Annotated in this window: 25 protein-coding genes; 12 read left to right on the top strand and 13 right to left on the bottom strand. The window is 65.1% G+C overall.

The genetic code is table 11. The features are described from left to right. The first annotated feature begins 6 nt into the window (after positions 1-6). Together HMI57_RS09060 and HMI57_RS09055 are read left to right on the top strand one after the other, a co-directional pair. Positions 7-1,050, top strand: coding sequence for an iron-containing redox enzyme family protein (locus HMI57_RS09060; protein ID WP_171585622.1), 1,044 nt, complete (start codon positions 7-9; stop codon positions 1,048-1,050). Beyond that, on the top strand, positions 1,047-1,340 hold the full coding sequence (locus HMI57_RS09055; protein ID WP_346655173.1) for a CDGSH iron-sulfur domain-containing protein: 294 nt from the start codon (positions 1,047-1,049) through the stop codon (positions 1,338-1,340). The genes HMI57_RS09060 and HMI57_RS09055 overlap by 4 nt, the downstream gene beginning before the upstream one ends. 18 nt (positions 1,341-1,358) lie before the next feature. Here the strand turns inward: HMI57_RS09055 and HMI57_RS09050 are convergent, their stop codons facing one another. Together HMI57_RS09050 and HMI57_RS09045 are read right to left on the bottom strand one after the other, a co-directional pair. Next, positions 1,359-1,913 (bottom strand): GNAT family N-acetyltransferase, encoded by a 555-nt coding sequence (locus HMI57_RS09050; RefSeq protein ID WP_171585621.1) that lies wholly within the window; start codon positions 1,911-1,913, stop codon positions 1,359-1,361. 127 nt (positions 1,914-2,040) lie between these two features. After that, complete coding sequence (locus HMI57_RS09045) at positions 2,041-3,129, bottom strand: alkene reductase (RefSeq protein ID WP_171585620.1); 1,089 nt, start codon at positions 3,127-3,129, stop codon at positions 2,041-2,043. A gap of 102 nt (positions 3,130-3,231) precedes the next feature. On the opposite strand from HMI57_RS09045, the gene HMI57_RS09040 reads away from it, so the two are divergent. The 4 genes from HMI57_RS09040 to HMI57_RS09025 all read left to right on the top strand — a co-directional run bounded on the left by HMI57_RS09040 (position 3,232) and on the right by HMI57_RS09025 (position 5,778). Further along, positions 3,232-3,564, top strand: a complete 333-nt coding sequence (locus tag HMI57_RS09040) for a helix-turn-helix domain-containing protein (RefSeq protein ID WP_171585619.1) — start codon at positions 3,232-3,234, stop codon at positions 3,562-3,564. A 92-nt stretch (positions 3,565-3,656) separates the two neighbouring features. Further along, positions 3,657-3,992 carry a hypothetical protein gene (locus HMI57_RS09035; RefSeq protein ID WP_171585618.1) on the top strand — a complete coding sequence of 112 codons (336 nt, stop codon included), beginning with the start codon at positions 3,657-3,659 and terminating at the stop codon, positions 3,990-3,992. After that, the gene (locus HMI57_RS09030; RefSeq protein ID WP_171585617.1) at positions 3,993-4,712 is read left to right on the top strand and encodes a phosphatase PAP2 family protein; all 720 of its coding nucleotides are present in this window, start codon (positions 3,993-3,995) and stop codon (positions 4,710-4,712) included. A gap of 97 nt (positions 4,713-4,809) precedes the next feature. Continuing rightward, positions 4,810-5,778, top strand: coding sequence for a nuclease-related domain-containing protein (locus HMI57_RS09025; RefSeq protein WP_171585616.1), 969 nt, complete (start codon positions 4,810-4,812; stop codon positions 5,776-5,778). Positions 5,779-5,784: 6 nt separating this feature from the next. Here HMI57_RS09025 and HMI57_RS09020 read toward each other — a convergent pair whose 3' ends face one another. The 4 genes from HMI57_RS09020 to HMI57_RS09005 all read right to left on the bottom strand — a co-directional run bounded on the left by HMI57_RS09020 (position 5,785) and on the right by HMI57_RS09005 (position 9,048). Continuing rightward, entirely contained in the window at positions 5,785-6,639 is an 855-nt protein-coding gene (locus HMI57_RS09020; RefSeq protein ID WP_171585615.1) for an HNH endonuclease, read from the bottom strand. 78 nt (positions 6,640-6,717) lie between these two features. Then, entirely contained in the window at positions 6,718-7,296 is a 579-nt protein-coding gene (locus HMI57_RS09015; protein WP_171585614.1) for a DoxX family protein, read from the bottom strand. Between the two features lie 97 nt (positions 7,297-7,393). Further along, positions 7,394-8,050: a class I SAM-dependent methyltransferase gene (locus HMI57_RS09010; protein WP_171585613.1), complete on the bottom strand. Its 657-nt coding sequence runs from the start codon at positions 8,048-8,050 to the stop codon at positions 7,394-7,396. Then, on the bottom strand, positions 8,047-9,048 hold the full coding sequence (locus tag HMI57_RS09005; RefSeq protein WP_171585612.1) for an NAD(P)/FAD-dependent oxidoreductase: 1,002 nt from the start codon (positions 9,046-9,048) through the stop codon (positions 8,047-8,049). The genes HMI57_RS09010 and HMI57_RS09005 overlap by 4 nt, the downstream gene beginning before the upstream one ends. 66 nt (positions 9,049-9,114) lie before the next feature. Here HMI57_RS09005 and HMI57_RS09000 point away from each other — a divergent pair, with 66 nt between their 5' ends. Together HMI57_RS09000 and HMI57_RS08995 are read left to right on the top strand one after the other, a co-directional pair. Then, positions 9,115-9,702 carry an XRE family transcriptional regulator gene (locus HMI57_RS09000; protein ID WP_171585611.1) on the top strand — a complete coding sequence of 196 codons (588 nt, stop codon included), beginning with the start codon at positions 9,115-9,117 and terminating at the stop codon, positions 9,700-9,702. Between the two features lie 229 nt (positions 9,703-9,931). Further along, positions 9,932-11,857: an L-lactate permease gene (locus tag HMI57_RS08995; protein ID WP_171585610.1), complete on the top strand. Its 1,926-nt coding sequence runs from the start codon at positions 9,932-9,934 to the stop codon at positions 11,855-11,857. 270 nt (positions 11,858-12,127) lie between these two features. Here the strand turns inward: HMI57_RS08995 and HMI57_RS08990 are convergent, their stop codons facing one another. The 5 genes from HMI57_RS08990 to HMI57_RS08970 all read right to left on the bottom strand — a co-directional run bounded on the left by HMI57_RS08990 (position 12,128) and on the right by HMI57_RS08970 (position 17,589). Then, complete coding sequence (locus HMI57_RS08990; protein WP_171585609.1) at positions 12,128-13,492, bottom strand: FAD-linked oxidase C-terminal domain-containing protein; 1,365 nt, start codon at positions 13,490-13,492, stop codon at positions 12,128-12,130. Positions 13,493-13,703: 211 nt separating this feature from the next. Further along, on the bottom strand, positions 13,704-14,468 hold the full coding sequence (gene fabG / locus HMI57_RS08985; RefSeq protein ID WP_171585608.1) for a 3-oxoacyl-ACP reductase FabG: 765 nt from the start codon (positions 14,466-14,468) through the stop codon (positions 13,704-13,706). Further along, entirely contained in the window at positions 14,465-15,187 is a 723-nt protein-coding gene (locus tag HMI57_RS08980; RefSeq protein WP_171585607.1) for an FCD domain-containing protein, read from the bottom strand. Before HMI57_RS08980 ends, fabG begins: the two co-directional genes overlap by 4 nt. Further along, entirely contained in the window at positions 15,165-16,109 is a 945-nt protein-coding gene (locus HMI57_RS08975; protein ID WP_171585606.1) for an NAD(P)-dependent oxidoreductase, read from the bottom strand. Before HMI57_RS08975 ends, HMI57_RS08980 begins: the two co-directional genes overlap by 23 nt. Further along, positions 16,099-17,589, bottom strand: a complete 1,491-nt coding sequence (locus HMI57_RS08970) for a four-carbon acid sugar kinase family protein (RefSeq protein ID WP_171585605.1) — start codon at positions 17,587-17,589, stop codon at positions 16,099-16,101. The genes HMI57_RS08975 and HMI57_RS08970 overlap by 11 nt, the downstream gene beginning before the upstream one ends. A 164-nt stretch (positions 17,590-17,753) precedes the next feature. On the opposite strand from HMI57_RS08970, the gene HMI57_RS08965 reads away from it, so the two are divergent. Then, positions 17,754-19,241, top strand: coding sequence for an SLC13 family permease (locus HMI57_RS08965; RefSeq protein WP_171585604.1), 1,488 nt, complete (start codon positions 17,754-17,756; stop codon positions 19,239-19,241). Positions 19,242-19,490: 249 nt separating this feature from the next. Further along, positions 19,491-20,360: a right-handed parallel beta-helix repeat-containing protein gene (locus HMI57_RS08960; RefSeq protein WP_171585603.1), complete on the top strand. Its 870-nt coding sequence runs from the start codon at positions 19,491-19,493 to the stop codon at positions 20,358-20,360. 30 nt (positions 20,361-20,390) lie between these two features. Here the strand turns inward: HMI57_RS08960 and HMI57_RS08955 are convergent, their stop codons facing one another. Beyond that, positions 20,391-21,410 carry a matrixin family metalloprotease gene (locus tag HMI57_RS08955; RefSeq protein WP_228721010.1) on the bottom strand — a complete coding sequence of 340 codons (1,020 nt, stop codon included), beginning with the start codon at positions 21,408-21,410 and terminating at the stop codon, positions 20,391-20,393. 251 nt (positions 21,411-21,661) lie between these two features. On the opposite strand from HMI57_RS08955, the gene HMI57_RS18840 reads away from it, so the two are divergent. Together HMI57_RS18840 and HMI57_RS08945 are read left to right on the top strand one after the other, a co-directional pair. Further along, positions 21,662-23,149 (top strand): S-layer homology domain-containing protein, encoded by a 1,488-nt coding sequence (locus HMI57_RS18840; RefSeq protein ID WP_216607277.1) that lies wholly within the window; start codon positions 21,662-21,664, stop codon positions 23,147-23,149. A gap of 64 nt (positions 23,150-23,213) precedes the next feature. Beyond that, positions 23,214-23,663, top strand: a complete 450-nt coding sequence (locus tag HMI57_RS08945) for a hypothetical protein (protein ID WP_346655172.1) — start codon at positions 23,214-23,216, stop codon at positions 23,661-23,663. Here the strand turns inward: HMI57_RS08945 and HMI57_RS08940 are convergent. Continuing rightward, on the bottom strand, positions 23,653-24,018 hold the full coding sequence (locus tag HMI57_RS08940) for a nuclear transport factor 2 family protein (RefSeq protein WP_171585602.1): 366 nt from the start codon (positions 24,016-24,018) through the stop codon (positions 23,653-23,655). The genes HMI57_RS08945 and HMI57_RS08940 overlap by 11 nt on opposite strands. Between the last annotated feature and the right edge of the window lie 10 nt (positions 24,019-24,028).

Below are 24,028 nucleotides of genomic sequence, written 5' to 3'. Positions count from 1 at the left end.
CCCGTCTTGAAACAACCTCAGCCTCGCGGCCCGGTGAGCTCGCTCCTGCTCGACATTCTCAATGGCCCGGAAGAGCTTCAGCCCGGTGCCACAAACCCGCGGGAGGACCTCGCCGCACTGACGCGCGACGCCATTGCCGCCACCGAGGATTTCGCGTTCGACGACGACCTCCAGCTCACCCTCTTCTGCCTCTTCGAGCTGCACTACAGCGGCATCGACGGCACCGGCGCCGACTGGGAGTGGCATCCCGACCTGATTGCCGTCCGACGGCTGCTGGAGCAGGCCTACGAAGCGCAGCTCCGGTCCATCGTGACGCTGCCGGAGCTCCCCGAGCCGACGAGCGCCGCCGTCGCCGGAGGGCTGTTTGAGCTGACCGGTGCCGACGGCGGACCGAGCATGTCCCGCTACGTCGCCAAGCAGGCCACCGAGGAGCAGATCGGCGAGTTCCTAATCCAGAAGTCCATCTACACGCTCAAGGAAGCCGATCCGCACACGTGGGCCATTCCCCGCCTCACCGGGCGGGCGAAGGCGGCGCTGGTGGAGATCCAGGCCGACGAGTACGGTGGCGGCGCACCGGACCGGATGCACGCAACGCTCTACGCCCAGTCGATGCGCGGCGTCGGGCTCGACGACAGCTACGGCCACTACCTCGATTCCGTGCCCGCGATCACCCTTGCGTCGTCGAACCTGATGTCGCTGTTCGGCCTCAACCGTCGGCTCCGCGGTGCGATCGTGGGCCACCTTGCCGCCTACGAGATGACCTCCTCGCTCGCGAACCGCATGTACGCGCGGGGATGCCGGAGGCTCGGGTACAACGACGCCGTCGCCGCCTACTTCGATGAGCATGTTGAGGCCGACGCCGTGCACGAGCAGATCGCCAGCCGGGACATGGCGGGCGGGCTGGTCGAATCCGATCCGGAGCTTCTCGAGGACGTGTTCTTCGGTGCCGCGGCGGCCGCCGTCGTGGACACCTGGATGACCGGGTTCATCCTCGACGCCTGGAACGCGGGCACCTCATCGCTCCGTTCCTCCGCTACGGTTCCGGCATGAGCATGTGCGGATCGGACGCGCACGGCGGCGCGCACGACGACGACGCGCCTGACGACGTAACCGCGCTGGATGGCGGTCCGGCGCGGTCGACGTCACGGCAGACCATCGTGGCGTTTCCTGATGGCCCGCTGCTGGTGCGTGGGGACTTCGACATCGTCGATCCCGACGGCAACCCGCTACGCCGCACCCGCAAGACTGTCGCTCTGTGCCGGTGCGGGGCATCGATGCTCAAGCCCTATTGCGACGGCAGCCACAAGATGATCAATTTCAAGACCGAGCCCGAAAGCTAGGTTCGTCTTCTCGGCGGCTTAGCGCTCCGGCAGTGTCAGTTCGAAGATGAAGTCGTTTTCGACGCCGACACCCAGCCGGAACGTCTTGACCCCCACCTTGGTGAAGCCGTGCTTTTCGTAGAAGCGGATCGCGCGAAGGTTTTCGTTGTTCGTTCCCAGCCAAGCCGCTCGCACGCCGGTCTGGGCAGCAGCCTCAAGGGTTGCCTGCATCAGGGCTGAGGCCTGTCCCTGGCCGTGATGGTCCGGGTGAACGTAGAACTTGCTCAGTTCAACGGTGGGGAAGGTCGATAACGAGGAGCGCACCCCGGCGTCGGTCGGGTCGCCGTGGATGAGCATGCTGTAACCGGCGAGGCGTTCGCCGTCGCCGTCGTGCAGGCTGAGCAGCGTCTTCGTCGGGTCGGCGAGATGTTCGCGGAATTTCGCGGCGGAAAGCTCAGTGGCGATGTGGTGAGCGATGTCCTCGGGCCGGGACGAGGCGGGGCACGCCAGCGGGAAGGTGATGGCGGCGAGGTCGGTGAGCTGATCGGCGTCGTCGGCGGTCGGCCGATCGATGAGTAGATTCACGGGATTCATAATTCCACGCCGGCTGGGGGATTAGGACCTGGGGCCGCTGCGGTGGCGCAATATGACGACGACGGATCCGCCCGCCTCTTCCCGCGTGCAGGTGCAGGTGCGGGAGGAGGCGGGCGGGTGTGCCCGGCTAGGAGCTGGCGACGAGGGTGGGGTAGTCGGTGTAGCCCACCTCGGTACCGCCATAGAAGGTGCTGCCATCGGCTTCATTGAGTGGGGCATCGGTGGCGAGCCGCTCCACGAAGTCCGGGTTGGCGAGGAACATACGCCCGAACGCGATGAGGTCGGCGCCGCGTGCCAGCCATCGGTCGGCGCGCTCCTTGTCTGCCGCTTCCTGGTTCTGGACCAGGGGCGACGGATTGACGATGAGCGTCCCCTTCCAGAGGTCCAGGATGCGCTCGTTGACGCTGTCCTCCCGGGCCTCCACGATGTGAAGATAGGCGGGTTTCAGAGGAACCAGTTGCTCAAGGAGCGACGTGTAGGTGTCCAGAACGTCATCTTCGGAGATGTCATTGAACTCGTTGCCGGGGGAGAGGCGGAAGCCAACCCGCTCGGCACCGATGGCGTCGACAACTGCCTGCATCACCTCAACAAGGAAGCGGGTGCGGGCAACGGGTGAACCGCCGTATTCGTCGGTGCGATGGTTGGTGCCGCTTGCCAGGAACTGGTGGGGAAGGTACCCATTGGCACCGTGAATCTCCACGCCGTCGAAGCCGGCCTCGACGGCGAGGCGGGCGGCCGTCGCGTAATCAGCAACAGTGTCGGTGATGTCCTGCACGGTCATGGCTTCGGGAACCACAAAGTCCTGCATGCCGTTGGTGGTGAAGACCTGGCCCGCCGGACGGATGGCTGAGGGTGCAACCGGGACCTGACCGTCGGGCAGCAGGCTCGGGTGGCCGATGCGGCCGGTGTGCATGATCTGGGCGAAGATCTTGCCACCCTCGGCGTGGACGGCGTCGGTGACCGATCGCCAGCCAGCAACCTGTTCGGCGGTGTGTAGGCCCGGCGTGAAGGGGTAACCCTGGCCCAGTGCATTGGGCTGGGTGCCCTCGGTGATGATCAAGCCGGCCGAGGCGCGCTGCGCATAGTAGGTGGCCATCATGTCGGTGGGAACGCCCTTGTCGTCGGCCCGGGAGCGGGTCATCGGCGCCATGACGGCGCGGTTGGCGAGCTCCAGGCTCCCGACGGCGGTGGTGTCAAAAAGTGTTGAGTCAGCCAAGGCAATGCCTCTCGATTGTTGGTTGGTACGATGTTCAACGTACAACGATGAAAGTCTTAGTACAACTTTCGTCGTACTAGTTCGACATGAAGGAGCTCGGCTATGAGCGCAGAACCTCTCCCACGGCAGGTGGGGCACCCGCTGTCCGAGGAGCTTCGCCTTACTGAGGTGTTGCACGCACTTTCGGATCCGCTCCGGCTGAGTATCGTCACGACCCTGGCGGAATCCGGTACGGAATTGTCGTGTAGCGCTTTTCACCTCCCGGTCACCAAATCGACCAGCACACACCATTTCCGCGTCCTCCGCGAGGCGGGCATTGTGCGGCAGCGGTACGAAGGCACGGCCCGGATGAACAGGCTGCGCCGGGAGGACCTGGACAGTGTCTTCCCCGGGCTGTTGACCTCAATCCTCGCGTCTGCGGGCCAGGATAATTAAGAAAGATCTCCTGATTCAGTTTTCGGCGTCAAAATCCAGGTCATAACGATTGCTTTTCATACAATCCGATAGCGGCGCGGTAAAATCCGAAAATGAGCAATAAAGCCAAACAAGTCATCTCGCCGTGGCGGGGGCTCTTTGGCATCCCCCTGGTGGCCACGGTTACCTTCATGGCATTGATGCTGGCGACTGCTGCGCTGAATGGTTTGCCGGTGCGGGATCCGGATGGATTTCTTGGTCCCAGCTACGTCCGTCTGCCGCTGATTGTGCTGCTGGTGATGGTGGCCGACGTGGTGCCCCGGGTGGTCGCGCAGCGCCCGACGGTTCGGACCCTGCTGCGGACTGTGGGCCGGGTCGTCAGGTCGCGGTGGACGATGCCTCGGGTGGCGGCAATCGCCGCGGGCATGGCGAGCTTCTATTTTGCGTAGGTGGCGTACCGGAACCTGAAGAGTTTCCTGCCGTTCCTAAGGGACCGGCTGACCGACTCCATGCTGGTGGACACCGACCGGTGGCTTGCTGGGGGAGGCAACCCCAGCGATGTGCTCCATGACCTGTTGGGAACGGGCTTCACGGCCGAGTTCCTGTCGGTCGTCTATGTCTCGTTCCTGATTTTCGTGCCGGTGTCGTTAGCGGTGTCGATGGTGTGGTCAGACGACCTGTCGCGCGGCGCCTGGTATGTGAGTGCCCTGTGCTTCAACTGGATTCTGGCCACCGCCGCCTACTACCTCCTGCCGTCGTTGGGGCCGATCTATGTGGAGGAGTCCTCATTCACGGATCTACCGATGACCGCGACCTCGGATCTGCAGGAGTCGCTCTACGAGAATCGGCTCGAAGTGCTGGTCGATCCGAATGCGACGCAGTCGATGCAGGGGATCGCTGCGTTTGCTTCACTACACGTGTCGATAGTCTTTACGGCCGCTCTGATGGCCCATCTGGTGCGGTTGCCGCGACCGTTCCGGTGGCTGTTGTGGGCGTATGTCGGGTTCACGGGCTTGGCGACGGTCTACTTCGGGTGGCACTACATTCTGGACGTTCCGGCGGGGCTAGCAATCGGCGCACTGTCGGTGTGGTTGGCGGCGATGGCCACCGGGATTATTCGTTTTCCAGGTCGACGCCGGGAAACCGAGAAGCTTCAGCCGATGGCCTAGGGCGTGCCCAATTCCTGACAGTCTCCTGCGTGAATACTGCACCACCTCAGACCTGTGCAGATTTAGGCTGGGTGCAGGATCTGACGGGGGAGAAGCGATGACGGCTGGTGCGGGGGCTGCTGAACAGGCGCGGCTTGCAGCTGAACGGGTAACCCGACTGAAGAGCGAGCTCGCGCAGGCACATGAGACAGTCCTGCGCCTGCAGCAACAGGTGCAGCACGCCGAGCGCGCCCATCGGGCATGGAACGCTGGCGCTGCCGGCGAATTGTTGGTGGCGGACCGTCTTGCTCTGCTTGCGGGCGAGGGCTGGCTTACCCTGCACGATTTGCACTGGCCGGGCAGACCGAAGGCCAACCTCGATCACCTCCTGGTGGGCCCGGGCGGCGTGTTGATCATTGATGCGAAGAATTGGTCTGGTGAGGTTCAGCTTCGGCGGGGTGAACTCACGCAGAACGGCGCCGTGCGATCAAAGGAGTCCGCGTCCGCCCTGGACCAGGCGGGAGCAATTGCTGCGCTACTCGAGCCTCAGCATCGGCAGCTTGTCCAGACCTGGCTCTGCTTGGTGGGCCAACCGGACCTGAAGGTTGTGACTGCATCTGGAGTGCGGGTCGAGGGGTTGAACACCATTGAGGCATCCGTTCGGGCGCTGCCCAAAGTCCTGGAACCGGAATTTGTCACCGCAATCCACCACTATCTCCGGCAACTTCTCGGCGGCGAGAAGAGTCCGATGTTGTTGACAACCGCGGGCCTGGGATCCGAAGACGGGGCCGCTTCCATGCTTCAGCATCGCCGCTTGGCGAGCGGACGTACCCGGTCCCAACTGCCTGACCGGTCGGCCACCTCCGCAGGCGCTGACCGCCCACGTAACACCCGACCACCACGGCGGAAGCCGCAACGATCTAAGAAGAAGCCCGGGTGCCTGTCCGTCTCGGTTCAACTTGCGGGACTCGGTCTGGTCCTGGTGTTCCTGGTCAACGTGATCGGCGGCTTCGGCCCGTCAGGTGTAGTGGTGCCGCAACCCACTCCAACCGTTAGCCAACCCGCGGACAGCACCGATGCTGGGTGATCGTAGCTAGCCTGCCCCGAGGATTCGCGCAGCGTCCTCCTGGGCGCACAGCTCAGCGGGGTCGACGAGGGTCCCCTCCAGATGGGTCGTCGGGCGGATCAGCCGACGTAACTCGGCTGACGAATACGGCTCAGGTGTCCGACGATGCGTCATCGCGTGGCAGTTGGGACACAGCGGAACAAGGTCGGTCAGCGGATCCAGCACATAGTCGGCGTCCATTCGCGACCCCGGCACAATGTGGTGGACCTGCATGTACTCGCGCCCGGCCGCCCCGAAGGTCTCCTCGAAGTTGAACCCACAGACCGCACAACTGGTTCCGTGGTGCGCGAGGCACAGCCGGACGGCGTCGGGATCTCGTTCGTACCGGTTTACCACGACCCGGGTCAGGGCACTCATCGGGAGGGTGCCCGGGATCGGGGTGACGGGATCAACAGCTGAAGACGGCGCATGCTCGGCCCATACGGCACGCAGCAATAACGCATCTTCGGGAGCGAGCAGTGTGCCCGACGTCGGATCGGCGCCCCACTCGATGCCCGGCACCCGATCAAGCAGTACCGACTCCGGGATGTGTTCGCCGCGGGGGAGCAGGAGGTCCAGGTCGACGGGGAGGGAGCCGTCGTCGTCGGGCGACTGACCGGCAGGGCCACGGACGTCGGCCACCGTGCCATGCCCGAGTAAGCCACGCTCGTGACCGCCCTGCAGGACAATCCAGACGTCGGCCCCGGCAGCACCAGGTGAGACAGATGCCGGCCAGCTGACTGATGCGACGCCGTCTGCACGGATGGCGTCCGCCGCTGAGGCGTAGGCGAACTGCCACTCCTCCCGCCGATCCGGGTCCCATCCGAGCATGATTGCCGTCATGGCACTCATTGTGCCACCAGCCTTAACGCGAGAGGCCGTGCACCGGAACCCCGGTGCACGGCCTCTGCGAGCTACTGCTTACGCCGGGTCGGTTGATCCCTCGGCGACGGGAGTCTTTTCCGACTCTGACTTCGCGTCACCCGCGAGGGTCTTGTGCCGGCGGTAGAGCTGAATGCCGATGGCGACGGGGATGGCAGCCAACGCGGTGGCCCGCATCCACGGACGGTCCAGGACGTGCCCGGTGGCCGAGTCCAGAGACACTGCACCCGCGCCGGCAATGGCGAACGACGCTGCGGCAATGCCCAACACCACCGGGTACTCAAACCCGCCGTCGGTCGCAAAGAAACCGTTCGGGGTGTGCACGCTCGCGGCGACACCCATCGTGGTTGCGGCGGCAGCGCCAGCTACTGGAGTGCCGAGCCCGACGGCGAGAGCAAGGCCCGCTCCAGCCTCGCCGACCCCGGCCAGCACGGCGCTGGTCTTGGCCGGACGGAAGCCCATGGCGTCCATGCCCTTGCTGGTGCCGTCGATGCCTCCACCGCCGAACCAGCCGAACAATTTCTGCGAACCGTGCGCCACCAGGACGCCACCCAGCGCAACCCGGAAGATGGTCTGGGCGGCCGTGGCGGCGACTGGCGTGTTTGCTTGATACGTCATGGAATTCCTTAAGTGTGGGGGGGGGGTGGTGCTGCGGACAGCTCCCCTTCTATAAGGCGGGAAGCCCCCAAATCCTTCCCGGAGCGCGGAAACTGACCTACGCTGTCCGGCGTGCGCTGAGCACAGCATCGTGGATGGTGAACGCCTCGCCGTCGTGATTCTGCACCCGTTCCCGGGATTCAGTGACAATCTCCCACTGTCCGGGATCCAGTAGGTGGGCGATCTCCTCAGCCGTGTAGAAGAGGTCGGCCCGGGGTGGCCGGTGCGCGCCGGACTCCATGTCGGTCGGGTGGTGCCCCACGATCAACAGGGTGCCACCCGGCGCGACGGCGGCCGCCAGCCGGGTGAACAGCGGTTCACGCTCGGCCTTCGGCAGGTGCATGAATTGGGCGGAGATGAGGTTGAAGGACGACTCCGGCGGCGCCCACCGCAGCAGGTCCTGCCGGTCCCAGGTGATCCGGGCGGCCGACTCCTCGTCGGCCGCAGCGATCGCCGCACCCCGGGTGAGTGCCACCTGGGAGATGTCGACGGCGGTCACCGTCCAGCCCTGCCGGGCCAGCCAGATGGCGTCGGCACCCTCGCCACTGCCGACGTCGAGCGCTGAGCCCGGCGTCAGGTCAGCCACCTCGGCGACCAGCTGCGGGTTGGGCTGACCGCTCCAGATGGCCGGGCGCTCGTTATAGAAGGTGTCCCAGTAGGCCTGGTCGTACTCGGTGGGCTGGTGATCGTGGCTGTGGTGGTCGTGGGAGGTCATGCGGTCACCTTTGTCTGGTTGGCGTCAGTGGTGTTGCGGTGTGCCGCGAGGTCGCGCTGCAGCTCGTCTTCCATGAGACTCATATTAATCATCGCGCCGGTCCACGAGCCATCGGCTGCCGACGCGAGCACCTGCGCCATCAGGTTCGCCGCGTTGCCCACCGCCCAGACGCCGGGGACGTTCGTGGCACCAGCATCACCCGTCGCGATGAAGGTTCCCGCCCCCGACTCGTGAGCGACTGTCGCCACCCCCAGGTCGGCGAACACTTCCGCACGGGCGTTGAAGGTTGGCCCGACGACGACGGCGTCCAGCGGGATGGTCCGGCCGTCGTCGAGCACGACACCGCGCAGCGAGTCCTCCTCGACCTTGAGTTTCTGGACGGTTCCCTCGACCACGCGGATGCCCCGGGCGGCGAGCTTCTCCAGCTCTTCGGCTGCGGGCATGGGGTTGGTGTGGAGGAAGAGAGTGATGTTGTCGCTCCACTGACGGAACAGGAGCGCCTGGTGGGAGGCCATCGGGCCGGTGGCGAGAATCCCAATTGTCTGATCGCGGACCTCCCAGCCGTGGCAGAACGGGCAGTGCAGCACGTCACGGCCCCAGCGCTCGCTGATGCCGGGGACGGTGGGCAGGCCATCGACCAGACCGGTGGCGATCAGGAGGCGCTTGCCCGTGACGACCTGGCCGCTGGCGAGGGTGACGGTGAAGTCCTTGCCGTCGCGTCCGGCGGCGACCACCTGTCCGTCGATGATGGTGCCGCCGTAGGACTCGACCTCGCCGCGGCCGATCGCCAGCAGCTCGGCGGGCTTCATGCCGTCGCGGGTCAGGAAGCCGTGGACCCCCGCGGCGGGTGCGTTGCGTGGCTCGCCGCCGTCGATGATCGCGACGGAGCGGCGGCAGCGGCCGAGCATCAGGCCTGCGCTCAGGCCAGCTGCGCCGCCCCCGACGATGACGACGTCGTAGACGTCTGTGGAGGTAAGGGAAGTGGTGTGTGTGTTCATGTCCTTTATCCTGACGCCGCATATCTAGATGTGCAAACATCTTTGCTGATATGGCAAACTAGGAGCATGGACAAGGAAATAGACGAGGCGCTGGCCGCCGTCGGGCCCCGCCTGAAAGCACTGCGGATCCGCCGGGACATCACCCTGACCGCGCTGGCCAAGGCCACCGGCATCTCCGTCAGCACCCTCTCGCGGATGGAAGCTGGCCAGCGGAAGGCGACGCTTGAGCTGCTGCTACCGCTAGCAAAGGTGCATCAGGTGCCGCTCGACGAGCTGGTGGGCGCCCCGACCACCGGCGACCCGCGCGTGCACCTGCGACCGATCACCGCCAGCTGGGGAACGCTCATCCCGCTGACCCGCAAGCCCGGCGGAATCCAGGCGTACAAGCACATCCTGCCCGGCGGTACCCGTCAGGAAACGCCAACTCAGCAGGTGCACGAGGGCTATGAGTGGCTGTATGTGCTGAACGGGAATCTGCGGCTGGTGCTGGGGGATCGGGACATTGTGCTGCCAGCGGGGGAGGCGGCAGAGTTCGACACCCGCACACCGCACTGGTTCGGCCGGGCCGATGACAACCCGGTGGAATTCATGAGCCTGTTCGGGCGCCAGGGCGAGCGGATGCATCTGCGGGAGGTGTCCGACGACGGCGTCTAGTCGGGTTCCCGGCCCGCCGGGCTTCACCTACCGCTTATCGCACGTTCGCGGCCTTTGAGCCGAATACGCTCGTGGACCATTGACTGTGTATATCCCCGGACCTAGTGTCGAAATCGCTAAAGGAAAAATAATTCCACGATGTGAAACGTGATGTTGGTGCGAAGTTTGGTGCCGACGCGTGCTCACAGTCGTGGAGTCGTGCGGAGTCACAGTCAAAGGGGACTGGTCCATGGACAATCTTGCGGTGCTCAGTTTGTTGGCGTTAGCGCCGATTCTGGTGGTGGGGGTATTGCTGGCGGGATTCCGCTGGCCAGCCAAATACGCCATGCCGGTCGGCTACGTGTTGGCGGTGCTGGTAGCACTGCTGGTCTGGGAAATGGATTTCACCGGCATCGTCGCGGCGTCCCTGGAGGGGCTCATCGTCGCCGCGACCCTGCTCTACATCGTCTTTGGTGCGTTGCTGCTGCTCTCCACCCTCACCATTGGTGGGGCGATGGCCAGCATCCGTGCCGGGTTCAATAACATCTCGGCTGACCGGCGGGTTCAGGCCATCATCATCGGCTGGCTGTTCGGCAGCTTCATCGAGGGCGCCTCGGGGTTCGGTACACCGGCCGCCGTCGTCGCCCCCTTGTTGCTGGCCATGGGCTTCCCGGCGATGGCCGCCGTCATGGTGGGCCTGATCATCCAGAGCACCCCGGTGAGCTTCGGCGCGGTGGGCACTCCTATCCTCGTCGGGGTGACCAACGGGCTGGGTGGCGACCCTGCGGTGGACGAGCGCATCGCCGTCCTCGGGCTGACCATGCCGGAGTTCGTCTCGAACATCGGCTTCCAGGTCGCGGCCATCCACGCGATCGTGGGCATCCTGATTCCGCTGATCCTGGTGTGCATGCTGACCGGCTTCTTCGGACCGGAACGGCGTTTCCGTGACGGTCTTGCCGTCTGGCCGTTCGCTATCTACGCCTCACTCGCGATGACCGTTCCGTACGTGATCGTGGCGCGGTTCCTGGGGCCGGAGTTCCCTTCCCTGTTCGGTGGGTTGATCGGTCTGATGCTGGTGATGTTCACCTCCAGCAAGGGGTTCCTGATGCCAAAGGAGACGTTCGACTTCGGTCCGCGGTCCTCCTGGTCCGACCGCTGGATGGGCTCCATCGAACCGACCCAGGCGACCGATTCCCGCACCCACATGAGCATCATCAGCGCCTGGTCGCCGTACGTGCTGATGGCGTCGCTGCTGGTCGCCACCCGGGTGATCCCATCGCTGAAGGAATTCCTGACCGGCATCGAGATTCCGTTCGCTAACATTCTTGGCACCGGGATCACCACCACCGTGCAGCCGTTCTATTCGCCGGCCTTCCTGATGATCCTCGCCGCCGTTTTCGGGTACCTGATTCATCGGATGAACGGTCAGCAGATCGCCGAGACCCTCAAGGTCTCGGGGAAGCAGTTGGCTGGCACCGCCGTGGCCCTGCTGTTCGCGGTGCCGCTGGTGCGAGTGCTGATCCAGTCGGGTCCGGACCTCAACGCGTCTGGCCTGTCCAGCATGCCGGTCACCCTGGCGGAGGGTGCTGCAGCCATCTCGGGCGTCTCCTGGCCAGTCATTGCGCCGTTCATCGGTGCGCTGGGTGCGTTTGTGGCCGGGTCCAACACTGTCTCCAACCTGACCTTCGCCCAGTTCCAGTTCTCCACCGGTGTTGCTATCGGGGTGCCGCCGGAGCAGGTAGTGGCTGCGCAGGCGGTCGGTGGCGCGGGTGGTAACCCGATTGCGATCCACAACATTGTCGCTGCGTCGGCCACAGTGGGCTTGCTGGGACGGGAGGGTGACCTGCTCCGCAAGACCATCCTCGTGACCCTCTACTACTGTCTGGCCGCAGGGGCTGTCGCGTCGCTGTTCATCTTCGGCTTCGGCGCTAACCTGGGCACGTTCGTCCTGGCGGCGCTGCTCATCGGCCTGTTCTTCCTGGCCCGGTGGATGATGCGGTTCCAGGGCAAGGAGGCGGTCTCGCGGGTCGGTGGCGGTAGCTCCGACGACTCGGCAGCTGGCAGCCGAGGGCTACGGGGAGGCAACGGTAGCTCTAACGACTCGGCAGTTGCAGGCCGTGGCTCAAGGGGCTCCGGCGACGACATTGACGACGTCGACACCCGGGATCGCGTCTAGACCACCAGCATCACCTGACCGCGTTTAGACTCAAAAGCTAGGGGCGGTGTCCCCAGAACCCGGACGCCGCCCCTTCACCACGTATTAGCACCCCTATCCGCCCGCAGCCACCCACAAAAAAGTGGTCTACCGGCACCCCCCATCCACAGAAAAGTGCCGCACCCGCAGAATCGCCGTCGGGCGACCACTTCCCTGCAGGTGCGGCACTTTTGTGTGGGCACATAAAGAGGGGCGGCCCGGGAGTCCCGGACCGCCCGCCCTTCCGAGAGGCTAGATGCCCTTCCCGGGGTTGAGGATTCCGTGCGGGTCGAGGGCGTCCTTGATGGTGCGCATGACGTCCAGGGACACCTCGCCGAGTTCGGGCAGCAGCCAGTCGCGCTTCAGCAGCCCGATGCCGTGCTCGCCGGTCAGCGTCCCGCCGAGGCTCTTCGCCAGGTAGAACATCTCCCCGAGGGCAACCTTCGCCGGCCCCTCGGTGACCGAGTCTTCAGGATTCAGCACCAGCATCGGGTGCAGGTTCCCGTCTGACGCGTGCACCACCGAGTAGATCCGGACCCCGGTGCGCTCCGAGATGTCCTTCAGCCCCACCGCCACCTCGGCCAGCCGGCCGCGCGGCACCCCGATGTCGCCGATCGACACCCGGCCCAGCTTCTCCAGGCAGGGAATGGCCTCGCGGCGGGCGGTCACCAGCTCGGCGGCGTGTTCGTCGTCGTTCGCCTTCTCAATGGACGTGGCGAACGGCTTGATCGCCTCGATCACCACATCCTGCTCCAGGTGTGCGCCGTACCCGTCGGTCTGGGCCAGCAGGAACGCGCCGCCCTGTGACCGATAGGTGGTGCCCATCGCCATGTCGATCGCCTCCAGCGTCTGCCCGTCGATCAGCTCAAGCATCGAAGGCTGGATCCGAGATGCCGTGACCGCGGACGCCGCCTTCGCCGCGGTGGCGAAGTCCGGGAAGAACGCGGCGACGGTCGCCGTCGCGATTGGCAACGGGCGGAGCCGCAGCGTCGCCTCAGTGACGACGCCCAACGTGCCCTCCGAGCCGACGATCAGCGCATTCAGGTCATACCCGGAGACGCCCTTCATGGTTTCGCGGCCGGTCCTGAGCTGGCGGCCGTCGGCCAGCACCACGTTAAGGGACAGCACCGCCTCGCGGGTAACCCCGTACTTCGCGCAGCGCATCCCGCCGGCGTTCGTCGCTACGTTGCCGCCAATGGAACAGATCGCCGTGCTCGCCGGGTCGGGCGCGTAGAACAGCCCGTACTCGCCGGCGGCAGCATTCAGCTCCGCGTTGAGCACTCCGGGTTCGACGACGGCGAGCTGCTCCACCGGGTCGATCCGGAGGATCTTGTTCATCCGGGACACGTCCAGGACGATCTCGCCCGACCGGGCCGAGGCCCCCGCCGCGAGCCCGGTTCCGGCGCCGCGCGTGACAAGCGGGGTGCAATGGGCGGCGGCGAGCTGAACGGTATGTACGACGTCGTCAGTCGTCTCGGCGAAGACCACCCCATCGGGGAGGGACTCCGAGACATAGCCGGAGCGGTCGGTGCTGGCCGCAAGCCGGTCGTCGTCGGACACCGAGCTGTTCCGGAGCCCGTCCAGGACCGTTGACGTGGAGCTGGTGTGCAATGTCATGTCGTAGAACCCCTTTGTTATACGGATCAGCAGCGCCGAAACATGAAAAGTTTATTCACATCGTGGAAGAACACTTCTACTGATTGGATAAAATCCTAGGGGTCCCCATGGGGAGGGTCAATGGATCTGCGCCGAACGCGCTCGCTGGTGCGACGGGAGGACGCAAAAGGGCGGACCCCCAAAGAGGGATCCGCCCCCTGCAGCCTGAAGGCTAGGAGATCTGCAGACCACCGTTGATGTCGTAGGTGGCGGCGGTGATGTAGCCGGCGTCGGGACCCACCAGGAAGCAGATCAGGGCGGCGATGTCGTCAACAGTGCCGACCCGACCCATCAGGATGTCCTTGGACATGTCCTGCTTGCGTTCCTCGGTGAGGGTGCCGCCCATGATGTCGGTGTCCACCGGGCCGGGAGCGACGGCGTTGACCGTGATGCCGTGCTCGCCCATCTCACGGGCCAGCGCCCGGGTGAAGCCGATGATGCCGGCCTTCGATGCACTGTAGGCGACCTTCGAGTAGGTGCCGCCGCCGCGCTGCGCCGAGATGGAGGAAATGCTCACCACGCGGCCGAGCTTGCGTTCGATCATCCCGTGCAGGGCGCGCTGCGTGACCAGGAAGGTGCCGGTCATGTTGACGGCGAATACGCGGTCCCAGGCTTCCTTGGTCTCCTGCATGAACTCGGTGGGGGAGCTGATCCCGGCGAGGTTTACCAGCGCGAGGATCGGGGGCACCGAGGCCTCGACCTTGGTGATGGCTGCATCCACTGACGCCTCGTCCGACACGTCGGCTGCGACGCCGACGGTCTGTACCCCGTGCCGCTGCGCGATGTCCGCTGCGGCTTCCTCGGCTGCGCTGCCGTCGATGTCGAGGATCGCGATGGACCAGCCGTCGCGGGCCAGCCGGTCCGCCGTCGCGCGGCCGATGCCGCGGGCGGAGGCTGCACCGGTGAGGACTGCTGTGCGTTCTGTCGGAAAGGTCACTTGATCTCCTGGTGTTGTTTTTCTGGGTGAATGAAATGTTCGTAGTCGTCGTACGTCTGGTTGATGTGGGCCTGCATCGCCTTGCGCGCCACCTCGGGGTTACGGGTCCGGATGGCTTCCAGCACCAGCCGGTGATGGGCGATGGCGTGCTCCTGCACCTCATGGAACGACGACGTCTCCCGCCGCATTGTGTACAGCAGCTGGCTCAGCGGTCCGAGGATCACCGGCACAAAGGGGTTCGCCGACGCCCGGAAGATCGCCTCGTGGAACTCGATGTCCGTTGCCGTCACGGCGTCGAGGTCCTTCGCCTCGTGGGCCGCCTGCAGCGCGATGTTGGCTTCCTCCATCCGGGCGAGGTCCTCATCGGTGGCGTGCAGCGCGGCCAGCTCGGCCGCACCGGTTTCGACCATCCGGCGGATCTCCAGCAGGCGCAGCGACACGTCGGGCGAATCGGCTGTGGTCGACGCGTACCGCAGGATGGCCTGCAGGTTGGTCCACTGCGCGGCAGGATTCACGTAGGTGCCCAGGCCGCGCTTCACCTGCACGATGTTCTGTGCCTGCAACTGCTTCAGCGCCTCCCGCACCGTCAGCCGACTCACGTCGGACGACGCCGCCAGATCGTTCTCCGGCGGGAGCGCCGCGCCGGGTGGATACCTGCCGTCGATGATCCGTTCGAGCAGGTCGTCGAACACCGACTCAGCGAGCGGTTTCCGCGTCACCGGTGGTCCCTTCGGCAGCCGGAACGCGCCGCTGGGGTGCGACGACCTTGATCACTGCCGAGTCGTCAGCGGTCCCCATGCCCTGGGTCTGCCCGAGCAGGAACAGCTGCTCGGCCGCCGCCGCGACGGGCGCTGCGAGCCCGGCGCTCCGTGCGGCCTTGCCCACAATGCCGAGGTCCTTCACGAAGATGTCGAGCCGGCTGAGCACGTCGGCGTCGCCGTCGTACCCCTGCACCATGCGGGGGCCGCGGTTGGAGAGCATGAACGACGACGCCGCCCCGGTCTCCAGCGCGGCCAACGCCAACTGCTGGTCCAGCCCGAGCGCGTCCGCGAGAGCCAGTGCTTCAGCCGCTGCGGCAATGTGCACGCCGCACAGCAACTGGTTCACGGTCTTCATGGCCTGGCCGTCGCCGGCCTTGTCCCCGACCACGGTCAACGTTGACGAGAGCCGCTCCAGCACAGGTCGCGCGGCCTCCAGGGCCGACGGATCGGCGCCCACCACGATCAGCAGGTCACCCTCGCCCGCCCGCACCGGGCCGCCGGACAGGGGTGCATCGACCAGCGCCACCCCCAGTGCACCGAGCCGTTCTGTCCAGGAGGCGACGGCGTCCATCCCCACGGTGCTCGTCATGACGACGACGGCGCCCGGCGTCAGTGCGCGGGCAATCCCGTCATCGCCGAAGAGGACACCCTCCACCTGAGCGGCGTCGCGGACCGCGAGCAGCACGATCGCCGCACCACCGACGGCGTCGGCGGCCGTCGCAGCGCAGGTCAGGCCGGTCTCTTGGGCCCGGGTCCGTGAGGCGGGCATCGGGTCGAACCCGGTGACGGCGAACGCGCCGGCGAGCCGGGTGGCCATCGGCAGGCCCATGGCGCCAAGGCCCAGCACCGCAACGGCCGTCTGTCCAGTATCAGGAGTCATCGGAGGTCCCAGTCGTTGAAGAAGATGCGGTTGTAGGAGAGGCGGCGGGGGAGCGGAGGATGTCCACGACGTCGGCGAGGGAGTCGTCGGTGCCCACGTTTCCGGCGAAGACCACGAACGGGATGGACTTCGCCGGTCCGTCGGCGGGCTGCCAGAGGGAGACGATGCCGGGCAGCATCGGCCCGCGCACCAGCGCGTGGCGGATGGACAACCCGTGGGCGGCGACGTCGGAGGAAGTAATGCCGCCCTTCGCAATCACAAACCGGACCGGCGCCGTCGCGATGGTGGAGCGCACGACGTCGACCACTGCCTGCGAGATGGTCCGCGCAATGTCGAGGCTCTGCTCCGGATCGTCGGACCGGATCAGGGTGCGGCTGGTGTGCAGGATGACCTCGCCGGTGGGGAGACCGTCGACGACGGCCCGCACCGCCTCGGCTACGCCGGCATCCCGCTGGGCTGGGTCCAGGACGGCTTCCACGTCGAGCTCGACGAGCTTCGCCTCGGGACGCCGTGCCACCAGGGCATCGAGCTGGCGGGTGGTCAGTCCCACGTGGGAGCCGACGACAATCAGCCCGCCGGTCGCAGGGGCGTCCAGGCCAGCGAACACTTCGTCAGCCGTCAGCGGCGCCCGCTCCAGCTGCCCGATCCGGGCCCGCACGAACGGCGGGCCCACACGGTAGAGCAGCTTCTTGCCCCGGCTTTCGGCTTCCTCGAGGCCCAGGGCGAGGGCGCGGAGGTCATCCTCGGTGACAGCGTCGACGATGATCGGCACGGCGTCGGACGCGTGGATGAGCGCGTCAGCGATGCCCTGGGCACCGCCGCGGATGATCGAGAGGTCCAGCCGGATGACGGCGCTCGCCGAGCCGCCCGTCTTCTCCGCCACGTAGTCGCCCAGGTCCGAGGAGATGAACCCGAAGGTGGCGTCCTTCGCGAACTCGGTCTCGGCCACGGGGGTGAGGGCGCCGTCGGTCCCGCGCAGGTAGTGGACGCTGCCGATGGTGACGCGGCCGGCGTCGGGAAAGGCGGGAACCATGACGACGCCGTCGGTCTGCGCGCCGGTCGAGTCCAGCAGGGTCTCGGCGATGACATCGGTCTCGAGCGGGAAGTGGCCGCGGAGCGTGGAGTCGCTGCGGCTGACGAACCCGATGGTGACCCCCGCCTCAGTGGCGGCGTCGAGGGAGTTGGCGACGATCTCCCGGTTGCGCGACGCGGTGGTCGCCGGGTCGAGGCTGCGGGTGTTGGTGAGAACGTAGACCGCCGGAGCCGGTGCGCCGCCGATGCGCTGGGCGAAGGCCCACGCGAAATCGCTCGGCTCCCAGGAGGTGAGGACGGGCAGATCGGCGACGGACTGGGTGCCGGTGGGGTCGTCGTCGAGCACCACGAGGATCCGTCCGGAAGCCTTGACTGCGGTGGCGATCACCTCCGGCGCGATGGCCTGGGCAGCTGGGTAGCCGTTGAGCAACTCTTCTTCGAGTATCACGAGACCGCACTTTCATCACTGGGTATTCGTCACTGGCACTTGTCAGATGTCATATGTCTTCTGCTAGTGTGACACCCAGCACAGTGCCCGTCAAAGTACCGACCAGGCCGGTGTGAACCCCCTGAGATGGCAACGAGGCCTGCTCAGTGACCAAGGAGCAGTACGTGGATATACAACTTCTTTTGGCGCTTGTTCTGGGTATCGCCACCATTATTGTTTTGGTGTTGAGGACCCGGCTCGATGCGTTTGTAGCACTCTTGATTGCCGCGCTGGTGACCGGCCTGGTTGCCGGGCAGGCGCCGCTGGACATCGTGTCATCGATTACGACTGGATTCGGCAACACCCTGGCGTCGATCGGTATTGTGATCGGCCTGGGCGTCGCGATCGGCAAGATCCTCGAAGTCTCGGGAGCCGCCAACTCGTTGGCGCTGGCTTTCCTGAAACTCTTCGGCAAGGGCCGTGAGCCGTGGGCGCTGGGTAGCGTGGGCGCACTCGTGTCCATCCCGGTGTTCTGCGACTCCGGCTACGTCATCATGAACCCGCTCGCCCGTTCCATCGCACGAGTGAAGCGCGCCGGGTACATCACCCTCGCGCTGGCGCTCGGTTGCGGTATGACCCTGACCCACCACCTGGTGCCACCGACGCCCGGCCCGTTGGCCGTCGCCGGTATCCTCGGCGCCGACCTGGGTGCGCTGATCCTCGCGGGTCTCGCCTTCACCGTCCTGCTTTTGCCGATCGTCATCTTCTACGCAAAGTGGATCGGACCGAAGATCGAACCAGCCATGAACGAGGAAGTCCGCGAAGCCGTTTACGGCACCGTGCACGCCAACGCTGGACGTCGTAGCGGCGGCACTGCCGTTGCCGATCACGACGGCGGCGCTGATGACAGCGACGGGTCCGATCTTGAGGTCGACAACAACACCCTCGGTGCCCCTCCCGCCGGTGCCAAGCCGCACAAGGTGGGCGCCTTTGTGGCGTCGCTGCCGCTGCTGGTGCCGCTGCTCCTCATCATCATGAACACCGTCAGTGGTGCGATTGACCAGGAGAACCAGGGTGTGGTGGGAACCGGCGAGTACACGCCGTCGTCCTGGGCCGCCCCGCTGGCGTTCATTGGTAACCCGGTCGTCGCCCTGGTCATCGGTGTCATCCTGGCTGTCTACGTGCTGCTGCCTCGCTGGACCCCGCGCAACAAGGTGCAGGGCTGGTTCGCTGACGCTGCTGCATCGGCGGGTCTGATTCTTCTCATCACCGGTGCCGGTGGAGCCCTCGGTCAGGTGCTGCGGAGCTCGGGTGTGGGCGACGCCCTCGCTGAGGCTATTGCCGGTACTCCGTTGCCAGCATTCCTGGTGCCTTTCCTGGTGGCCACCCTCGTTCGAATTGCACAGGGTTCGGGCACGGTCGCTATGATCACCGCAGCATCGGTCACCGCGCCACTGGTGACCACACTGGGTATCGACCCCATCGTTGCGGCTATGGCCTGCACCGCCGGTTCGATGGTGTTCAGCTACTTCAACGACTCCTACTTCTGGGTTGTCACCCGCTTTGCCGGTCTTGACGGCATTGCTGCCCTCAAGGGCTGGTCCGGCATCACGACGGCGGTCTGGCTCGGTTCGATCCCGCTGCTGTTCATCGCCAACGCGATCCTCGGCTGACCTAGCGAGTCCTTTCACCGGTGGCCGGGCGGTTCGGATGTGTATCCGAGTCTCCCGGCCATCGCTGTTTTCAGTGTGTGTCGTCTTCGCTCTTTTCGGGCTTCTAATGCATTTTAGTGGCCTAAGTCACAATCGTGACCTACGATTGCGCTACCTGGATACCCGAACCTGCAGAAAGCGCGCCTCAGACCGTCGGGTAACCGGATGCTCCGTCCAGCATTCGAATCCTGCGCGCCTATGGGGGACCCTGTGAAAAAACCACTGTTAACTGCCCTGATCACTGCTGCCCTGGCTGGAGCTGCATTAGGCGCACCGGCCGCTTCTGCTGCGACGGTGCACACCGTCTGTGAGGCTGGCTGCGACTACTCAACCATCCAAGCTGCCGTCAATGCCGCCTCTGCTGGCGACACCATCCAAATCTCCGGAGCACTGGCTACATCCGGGACCACCACGGTCAACAAAGACGTCACGGTCACCGGATCGGACGACGCTACGGTCACCCAGACCGGCACAGCGATTACCTTCCTGATGTCGGGAGCCGGATCCTCCCTGTCCAACCTCACCATCACCAGCAATGCCCCGGTTGCCAGGGAGTTTATTCAGGTCGGCGCGTCTGACGTCACCGTCAGTGACAACGTGATCTACGGTCCGGCCCAGCCCCTGCCGATGAGCAGCTGGGTGGGCAATCGGGGGATAGTGACGCAGGGCAGCATTAGTGGATTCGCGCTGACCGGCAACACCATTCACACACTGCGAAGCGGCGCCTACCTGAACCCGAACGGCACCGGAACTATCGCGGACAACACCCTCTACAACACGAAGGGTGACTTCCTCATCGACAACGCCAACTTCCAGTTCATCAACAACCGGTCCGGTGATGAGGCGCAGCCGAGTGAGTGGGGTTTTGTGGTTTTCGGGAACACGGCCCCTGACCGCTACCCCGGCATGGCGGCGCTGAGCACAGCTAATAACTTCATGACCGCATGGGACCAGCGTGACGGCGACACCTTCGTGGCGCCGCAGTCCGCCGAAGATTGCAAAAACGACGGCTGGAAGACACTGAGCCCAGGCTTTTCGAACCAGGGACAATGCATCAAGTTCGTAAACACTGGGCGGTAATTCTTGGTTAGCCCCTGCGTCCCGTAGCTTCTAAAGCTGCGAGACGCAGGGCCCGGCGCCGAGCAGTGCGAGCCCAGCCCGGTCGCCGTCGCCAAGAGCGGTCAGCCCGTTGTTCTCCTCGTACATCAGCTGGCTGGGATCATCGACATGATCGAGCCCGACGACGTGAGCCAGCTCGTGCACAATGACAGCCCTCACCTGGTCTCGGCCCGCCGGGTACTGAAGGTTCTCGGTGAGCGCGGGAGCGTCGAGCTGGACCTGACCGGCAACGTAAACGAACGGCTTGCCAGGAGTATGCGCGTAAAGGCTGCCCCCGAGACCAGCGACGTCTCCCTCCAGCCCCGGGATCTCCGCCGGGCTGGTCCACGAGATGAGGATGGGTGCCCACCGCTTGCCGTAGCGATCCGGCTGGTAGGTGTCCCGGTTCTCGCTGGGCGCCTCTGAGGTGATTCCCCTATAGGCAAAGGTCAGTCCGGTGGCGGCCGATATTTCGGCGACGGCTTCCTCAATCAGCCCGTCCGTGCCAGGTGGTGCGAAGTCCGGCCGCACCACGTAGTCGACGGGTCGGCAGGGGTCGTACGCCACATAGTCCTGTGAATCGTCGGGTGACTCCTGCAGTACGAAGGACGTAGACCCGTTACTCGCCGGTGGCAGGCCCAACGGGACATCCGAGGCATCGACACCGTGAGGCGGTACGGGGGACCCGGGCAAATAGGGGAGGGCCGCGGCGAAGATGTACCGGTCGAAGATGGTCGGAGTCAGGTACAGCCCCACCACCAGGGCAATGACTCCAACCGTGCCCAGTCTCAGTCCGCGGCCGGATCGTCGACCTCGTGGCTGGCGGACGCGTTTCGGTTTACGACTGTGCGTCTTCCGACCGTGCCCATATTCGGTGAGCTGTCCGTTCAGGGATTCTTCAAGCGCCCACAGGGGGACCCGGCCCGAGGGAGACCGCTGCACACCGGATCCGATTCTCGGCGCGGACGCAGGCCGGCGGACCGGTTTGGTGTCCTTGTCCTTATAGAACCATTCACGATCCATCGCCCCCATGGCACTGCTTTCCCGTAGTTTCAAGTGTCCCTGGTTCAGCATTACCGATGGGATGGCCTTCAGAATGGTTCCTTCCGCAATCCTGACGAAACGCTGAGCCAAGTTTCGAAGGAGATTGCCGGGGGAACCGTATGCTTCAGAAACGAGCATGAGATGGGGGACATCATGCGCTGGGTCCAGGCGTCCAAGTTCTTCTACCTGTGTATCGCGTTGTACTAAATCCATTCGCGTTATCAGTCCACGGAGAACAAGTGAAAACAATCAGAGCTGCCCTCATGATACTCGCGGTGCTGATGATCAGCGCCGGCACCCTGGTGGCACCCAGCCAAGTCAGCGCGGCCACTACCTTCAAAGATGTTCCAACGACCAGTCAGTTCCATAAGGAGATCACTTGGCTTGCCGATCAGGGCATCTCAAAGGGATGGTCGGATGGCACGTTCCGCCCGCTGCAGTCGGTCGCGAGGGATGCCATGGCGGCATTCCTCTACCGGCTCGCTGGCTCGCCCGCCTACACGGCCCCATCGCAATCGTGGTTCACCGATGTGCCGGTGGGAACCCAGTTCTACAAGGAAATCCACTGGCTCGCGTCGCAGGGCATCACCACCGGGTACCCCGACAGGACCTTCAAGCCACTCAACTCGGTCAACAGGGACGCCATGGCGGCGTTCCTCTACCGGTTCTCCGTCAAGCCAACCTTCACCGCATCCAAGTCCAGCGCGTTCCGCGATGTGCCCACGGCCAACATGTTCTACAAGGAGATCAGCTGGCTCGCGAACACCGGAATCTCCACCGGCTGGTCGGATGGCCGCTTCCTGCCCCTGCAGCCGGTCAAACGTGATGCCATGGCGGCCTTCATGTATCGGACCAAGACCGAGCTTCCGCTGAACCGTCCGGCCGCTTACGGTTCGACGGCGGTCCAGGTGCTGCAGTCCATCCCGGTCAAGGGTCGGGCTCCCAAGACCGGCTACGACCGTGACAAGTTCGGGCCCACCTGGTTCGACACCGACAACAACGGGTGCGACACCCGCAACGACATGCTGAAGCGCCAGCTCACCAACATCACCTACACGTACGGCAACTGTCAGGTCGCTACCGGGGTCTTGAATGACCCCTATACCGGCATGGTGATCAACTTCGTACGGGGAACCACCACCAGCACGGCGGTGCAGATTGACCATGTTGTTGCGCTGTCCGATGCCTGGCAGAAGGGCGCCCAGCAGCTCAGCGCCGATCAGCGGCTGATGTTCGCCAACGATCCGCTGAACCTCCAGGCCACCGACGGCCCGACTAACGGCCAAAAGGGCGACGGCGACGCCGCCACCTGGCTGCCGCCGAACACCTCCTACCGCTGCACCTACGTTTCACGGCAGATCTCGGCCAAGGCCATTCACGGCCTGTGGGTCACCCAGGCGGAGCGCGACGCGATGGCCGGTGTGCTGAACTACTGCGGCGGTCAGCCCGCCGCAGTTACTCAGCCAGCTCCCATCGTCATGAGCCCGGCGCCGAAACCGACGCCAGCGCCGACGCCCGCACCGAAACCGACCCCCAAGCCCACTCCTAAGCCGACACCGCCTCCCAAGCCGGCTAACCCGGGAGACACCAAGAACTGTGGTGACTTCAGCACCTGGCGGGAAGCCCAGAACTGGTACGAGAAGTACTTCCCCTACTACGGCGATGTTGCCCGACTCGACCAGGACAAAGACGGCATCGTCTGCGAGTCACTTCCGGGCGCTCCGTAACTGGCATCGGTAGCGCGGCGCCTAGGGGCCTCGGTCTTCAGGCGCCGCTGTTAGGCTTCCCCACGTGACTGACCTTCCTGCGCTGTCCCCGCTCCGGACTATTTCCCGCATTGTGCTGGGCGCTTTCCTGCTCTTTACCGGGACGGCTCACCTGTTCTTTGCCCGTGAAGAATTCGCCGCCCAAGTTCCTGCGTGGATGCCGCTCGATACCGACTTTGTCGTCGTGGCGTCAGGCATCGTCGAGGTGGTTCTGGGCGCAGCGCTCGTCTTCCTCCCGCGCTGGCGCGTCCACGTCGGTTGGACCGTGGCCGCGTTTTTCGTAGCGGTCTTCCCGGGCAATATTGGCCAGTACGTCGACGGTGTCGACGCCTTCGGTTTGGATACCGATTCCGCCCGCTTCACGAGACTCTTCTTTCAGCCGCTCCTGGTCGCGTTGGCCCTGTGGTCCACCGGAGCCTGGCGGGACCGCGGCCTGCTTCGCTCCCGTCGTGGTGTTGGCTCCCCTAAGCCGTAATATCCAGCGTGCGGATCAGCCCGTCCTCCAGATTGAAGGTGTACTTCAGGTCGACGGTTCCGCCGGGGAAGTTCCCCTCCAACCGGTTCCAAACGACGTGGCGGTCTCCATGGCTCTCCGCTCGGAGGAACGTGGTGGTGAACTCGAACTCAGTGGTCGTGGTGGTCAGGAACCTCAGGAGGTCCTCACGGCCCGCATAGTGTGTTCCGTTGTCGGTCACCACTGCGTCGTCTTTGAAGGCACTGATTCCCGCGGCACCAGTCGAGGGGTCCAGGTAGGTGCGGATGGCCGCGGGAAGTTGATCCTGTGCGGTCTCGGTGTCATTAATCGAGTCTGAAGCTGGCAGGTAAGTCATGAGAATCCTT

The sequence above is a fragment of the Arthrobacter sp. 260 genome, assembly GCF_013116745.1.
GTDB lineage: Bacteria > Actinomycetota > Actinomycetes > Actinomycetales > Micrococcaceae > Arthrobacter_D.
The sequence above is the reverse complement of the archived record's forward strand: the minus strand, read 5'-3'. Positions and strand labels throughout refer to the sequence as shown.

Coding starts and splice junctions, on each gene's coding strand:
- HMI57_RS09055 (WP_346655173.1), top strand. CDS start 1,047: ATGAGCATGTGCGGATCGGACGCGCACGGCGGCGCGCACGACGACGAC.
- HMI57_RS09050 (WP_171585621.1), bottom strand. CDS start 1,913: ATGAATCCCGTGAATCTACTCATCGATCGGCCGACCGCCGACGACGCC.
- HMI57_RS09040 (WP_171585619.1), top strand. CDS start 3,232: ATGAGCGCAGAACCTCTCCCACGGCAGGTGGGGCACCCGCTGTCCGAG.
- HMI57_RS09035 (WP_171585618.1), top strand. CDS start 3,657: ATGAGCAATAAAGCCAAACAAGTCATCTCGCCGTGGCGGGGGCTCTTT.
- HMI57_RS09025 (WP_171585616.1), top strand. CDS start 4,810: ATGACGGCTGGTGCGGGGGCTGCTGAACAGGCGCGGCTTGCAGCTGAA.
- HMI57_RS09020 (WP_171585615.1), bottom strand. CDS start 6,639: ATGACGGCAATCATGCTCGGATGGGACCCGGATCGGCGGGAGGAGTGG.
- HMI57_RS09015 (WP_171585614.1), bottom strand. CDS start 7,296: ATGACGTATCAAGCAAACACGCCAGTCGCCGCCACGGCCGCCCAGACC.
- HMI57_RS09010 (WP_171585613.1), bottom strand. CDS start 8,050: ATGACCTCCCACGACCACCACAGCCACGATCACCAGCCCACCGAGTAC.
- HMI57_RS09005 (WP_171585612.1), bottom strand. CDS start 9,048: ATGAACACACACACCACTTCCCTTACCTCCACAGACGTCTACGACGTC.
- HMI57_RS09000 (WP_171585611.1), top strand. CDS start 9,115: ATGGACAAGGAAATAGACGAGGCGCTGGCCGCCGTCGGGCCCCGCCTG.
- HMI57_RS08995 (WP_171585610.1), top strand. CDS start 9,932: ATGGACAATCTTGCGGTGCTCAGTTTGTTGGCGTTAGCGCCGATTCTG.
- HMI57_RS08990 (WP_171585609.1), bottom strand. CDS start 13,492: ATGACATTGCACACCAGCTCCACGTCAACGGTCCTGGACGGGCTCCGG.
- HMI57_RS08975 (WP_171585606.1), bottom strand. CDS start 16,109: ATGACTCCTGATACTGGACAGACGGCCGTTGCGGTGCTGGGCCTTGGC.
- HMI57_RS08955 (WP_228721010.1), bottom strand. CDS start 21,410: ATGGGGGCGATGGATCGTGAATGGTTCTATAAGGACAAGGACACCAAA.
- HMI57_RS08940 (WP_171585602.1), bottom strand. CDS start 24,018: ATGACTTACCTGCCAGCTTCAGACTCGATTAATGACACCGAGACCGCA.